Genomic DNA, 3,551 nt, shown 5'->3' on the forward strand with positions numbered 1-3,551 from the left:
ATCGACCACGGGGATCAAATCTTTCGCAAATTTTTCGTTTGCGTACTCTAGCGCTTGATATTTTTCACGCTCAAGACGTTTTTTGATATTGTCGAAATCGGCATGTACACGAGCGTACTTGTCTTTGAACGACGCTAATTCAGCCGTAATAGTTTCTAATTCGCTCATACTCTCAACGACTGCTTCCTCACCCTCTTGGAGGGCTGGTTGTTCATCGTTGATCACTTCTTCATTTACTTCGTTTGACATAAGTTTATACGACTCCTTTTTTGAAATCCGGTGTTATTATAGTGCATTGAGTCACATGTTGTCAAGGGGTATATGAATATTTTTATGCAGAATAGTTTAGTCTATTACTATCAAGTATAAAACTACTTCTCGATCATGCTATAATATCCATTAAAAATGGAGATATTATGGGGACGACACTACGTATCTCGGCACTCACCTCGTTTGCATTGATACTCTGGTTCATCACACCGCCTCTCTCTATCAGCCTCTCTACATGGCATCTCTTTACTATTTTTATCACGACTATCGCCGCTATTTTATTCAATATCCTCCCCATCATCGCCGCCGCGATCATCGCCCTCGCCGTAAGTGTTTTGAGTGGAGTTATAGAGCCTGCTAAAGCGTATGCAGGATTTTCGGAGAGTTTCATCCTCCTGATCGTTGCCGCGTTTTTGGTCTCCCACGCCGTCCATAAATCGGGACTGGGAAAACGATTATCGCTTCATATCATCAAAAAATTTGGTCATTCGACGCTAGGATTGGGATACAGTGTAATCGCCACCGACATCCTCATTGCACCTGCATTTCCGAGCAATACCGCCCGAAGCGGTGTCCTCTACCCCATCGTTTACGGACTTGCGCATGATTGCGGTTCCAAAGTGGGAGACAATACCCACCGCAGGGCCGGAAGCTATCTGATGATGACCTCGATGGCGGGACTCACGATCTCTTCTGGGCTTTGGCTCACCGCAATGGCGGTTAATCCTGTCGGTGTCGGGATTGCGGAGAAGATGGGGATCCATATCACGTTTGGTAGCTGGCTTTTGTATGCAATTGTTCCGACGTTGATCGCCTTTACCCTTATCCCGTGGATGTTGTATCGTATTTATCCCCCCGAAATGAAAGAGACCCCCGATGCCCCTCAAAAAGCGGTAGAAGCACTGAAACACATGGGGAAAATCAGCAAAAATGAATGGATCACCGCAGGGGTTTTTCTCTCTATGCTCACCCTTTGGGCGCTATCGGGGCTATTCCCCATCGATAAAGCGGCGGTTGCGTTCGGCGGTTTGGGGATTTTGATGGCGACCAAAGTATTTGGAATCGAAGATTTCAGAAGCCAAGGAGAAGCTCTCAGTACCCTCATCTGGTTTGCCATCCTCTTCGGTCTCTCGACACAACTCGCGGAACAAGGGTTTATGAACGCCATTGCCGAGCACTTTACCCACTATCTCACGGGGCTTTCATGGATATGGGTCTATATTCTCCTCATTGGCGTCTATGTACTCATCCACTACCTCTTCGTTTCCCAAAGCGCCCATCTGCTCGCACTGTTCGGTATTTTCTTGGCGATTGGTGTTCAAGCGGGGGTTCCGGGAGAGTTGATGGCGATGATGCTGTTGTTTGCCACGAACTTTAACGCCACCATCACGCCGCAAGGCTCATCATGCAACGCGATCTATCTGAGCAGCGGCTACATCAGTGCTAGTGATATCTATATCTACGGCGGAGCGGTAACGCTTCTCACCTTTCTCATCTTTATGATTATCGGTACACCTTGGATATTGGCTCTAACATGAAACGTATTCGTAACTTTCACCGCACTCAAATAGGGATAATACTTCTCTCTTTTGTAGGTTTTATCCTAGCAATTTTGCTACTCCTCTTTACCCCGTGGGGAAATCGGGTGTGCGAACCTATATTAGAAAAATCACTCTCCTCAGCCCTCAATACCCCGATCCATGTAGAGGAATTTTCCCTTACCTATAAGCGTTTTCACCTCCTCTTTCAAGACGACTACGGCAACACCCTCTCTACACAAGGGGGATTTTCACTCCTTACCTTACGGATGTACGCTCATTACCGAATCGAGTGCTTTGCACAGGGGGGATTTAATCCTCTCGCGACTCCCTTGAAAACCGAAGGGTCTCTAAGCGGCGGAATCGCCTCATTTAACATCCACGGTAACAGTGCGGTATTTGGGGGAGATGTTCTCTACAAAATTGAGTTGCACCGCTTTCATCTATCCACTCTCGATCTCAAAGTAACTAAAATCGCCTATAAACCGTTGTTGGAGTTGCTAGAGTACCCCTCAAATACCAATACGACCCTAAGCGGAGATATACTACTTCGCGGATTTGATCGTCGTGATATAGAGGGGGATATCCATCTCCACTCTCAAACACACCTCCTTACCTCGACTCCGTTCAGTGATGATAACAATGAAACCGTTACCCTAAAATCACTATTGGAAGATCAATATGGACATGTAAAACCATTTAACATCAATGTGAGCCTCGATACGGCATTGGAACACGCGGGAATTTTGGAACCGTTTGTCGGTATGCCACTAGCGGGGGCGATTAACCTGGTGGGATCGATCAAAGGGGATGAGAAGCTCCTACGCCTCCATGCCACTTCCGATGTTGCGCAGAGTGATACGACTTTTAATCTCATTATCCCAAAACTAGAACCCTCATCGATCCATTTTGATCTCAAACACGCCGATGCGGAGCAAACCTTTAAACTTTTTGCCCTTCCCTCCCCCATCACAGGTAAACTCTCTGCCTATGCCGAGCTAAATACCACCGAGGGGAAACTCCAGATATCGATCCTAGAGGGCTCAACGGTTCCAAGTGTCTTAAAACAACACTATCAGATCACCCAACCTCTCATACAGTTTGAAGCCGATGTCACTGCCGATCTCTCTAAAAAAGGGGTTCATTACCGTGCCGCCTTTAAATCCAATCTTGCACGGTTGGAGATCGATAACACTACTACCCATGATCAAATGCTTCGGGAACTTTTGAAAACGCTACACTAATTTTAATAATGATCCCGACACTGAGCGATCAAGAGGGTATCGTTTTCGATAGCATACACGAGTCGATGGCGATCATCGATACGGCGTGACCAAAATCCCGATAACTGATGTTTGAGAGGTTCTGGTTTTCCGATCCCTTCAAACGATTCTCGCATGATCTCTGCAATGAGGCGATTAATCCGCTTTAAAATCGTTTTATCGGCACTTTGCCAATGCAGATAATCTTCCCAACCGTTGGATGAAAATTTAATCGTCATTGGAGCAATTCTCGTATCTCTCCTCCGCCGTTTTTCAACTCTTGGACGGAATCGATCAATCTCTCAGCCCCTTTTGGATGACGTAAAAGATACGCCGTCTCTTCAAGCGAATGATAATCATCGAGTGACATGATAACGACAGGCTTACCTCGCTGACTCGTCACGACAACAGGAGTGTGATCTTCATTCACCTGTGCCATTACTTGCGCTAAATTTTGTCGTGTATAACTGTAGGTTTGTGC

Annotated in this window: 5 protein-coding genes; 2 read left to right on the plus strand and 3 right to left on the minus strand. The window is 46.3% G+C overall.

All coding sequences use genetic code 11. From position 1 onward, the window contains the following. Nucleotides 1-249: nucleotide exchange factor GrpE (locus tag WA010_RS09310; protein ID WP_422556855.1), on the minus strand; the 249-nt coding region annotated here is incomplete at its 3' end. Nucleotides 250-416: 167 nt separating this feature from the next. On the opposite strand from WA010_RS09310, the gene WA010_RS09315 reads away from it, so the two are divergent. Together WA010_RS09315 and WA010_RS09320 are read left to right on the plus strand one after the other, a co-directional pair. Further along, entirely contained in the window at nucleotides 417-1,808 is a 1,392-nt protein-coding gene (locus WA010_RS09315) for a DASS family sodium-coupled anion symporter (RefSeq protein ID WP_422556856.1), read from the plus strand. Continuing rightward, nucleotides 1,805-3,052: a hypothetical protein gene (locus WA010_RS09320; RefSeq protein WP_422556857.1), complete on the plus strand. Its 1,248-nt coding sequence runs from the start codon at nucleotides 1,805-1,807 to the stop codon at nucleotides 3,050-3,052. The genes WA010_RS09315 and WA010_RS09320 overlap by 4 nt, the downstream gene beginning before the upstream one ends. A 2-nt stretch (nucleotides 3,053-3,054) precedes the next feature. Here the strand turns inward: WA010_RS09320 and WA010_RS09325 are convergent, their stop codons facing one another. Both WA010_RS09325 and WA010_RS09330 read right to left on the minus strand, forming a co-directional pair. Continuing rightward, a complete protein-coding gene (locus WA010_RS09325; RefSeq protein ID WP_422556858.1) occupies nucleotides 3,055-3,309 on the minus strand; it encodes a Txe/YoeB family addiction module toxin in 255 nt (84 codons plus the stop codon). After that, on the minus strand, nucleotides 3,306-3,551 hold a 246-nt coding region (locus WA010_RS09330; RefSeq protein ID WP_422556859.1), incomplete at its 5' end, for a type II toxin-antitoxin system prevent-host-death family antitoxin. The genes WA010_RS09330 and WA010_RS09325, both read right to left, overlap by 4 nt.

The organism is Sulfuricurvum sp. (genome assembly GCF_049305995.1).
Taxonomy (GTDB): domain Bacteria; phylum Campylobacterota; class Campylobacteria; order Campylobacterales; family Sulfurimonadaceae; genus Sulfuricurvum.

What these genes read in the sequence shown, in the direction of transcription:
- WA010_RS09320 (WP_422556857.1), top strand. Translation starts at nt 1,805, where the DNA reads ATGAAACGTATTCGTAACTTTCACCGCACTCAAATAGGGATAATACTT.
- WA010_RS09325 (WP_422556858.1), bottom strand. Translation starts at nt 3,309, where the DNA reads ATGACGATTAAATTTTCATCCAACGGTTGGGAAGATTATCTGCATTGG.
- WA010_RS09315 (WP_422556856.1), top strand. Translation starts at nt 417, where the DNA reads ATGGGGACGACACTACGTATCTCGGCACTCACCTCGTTTGCATTGATA.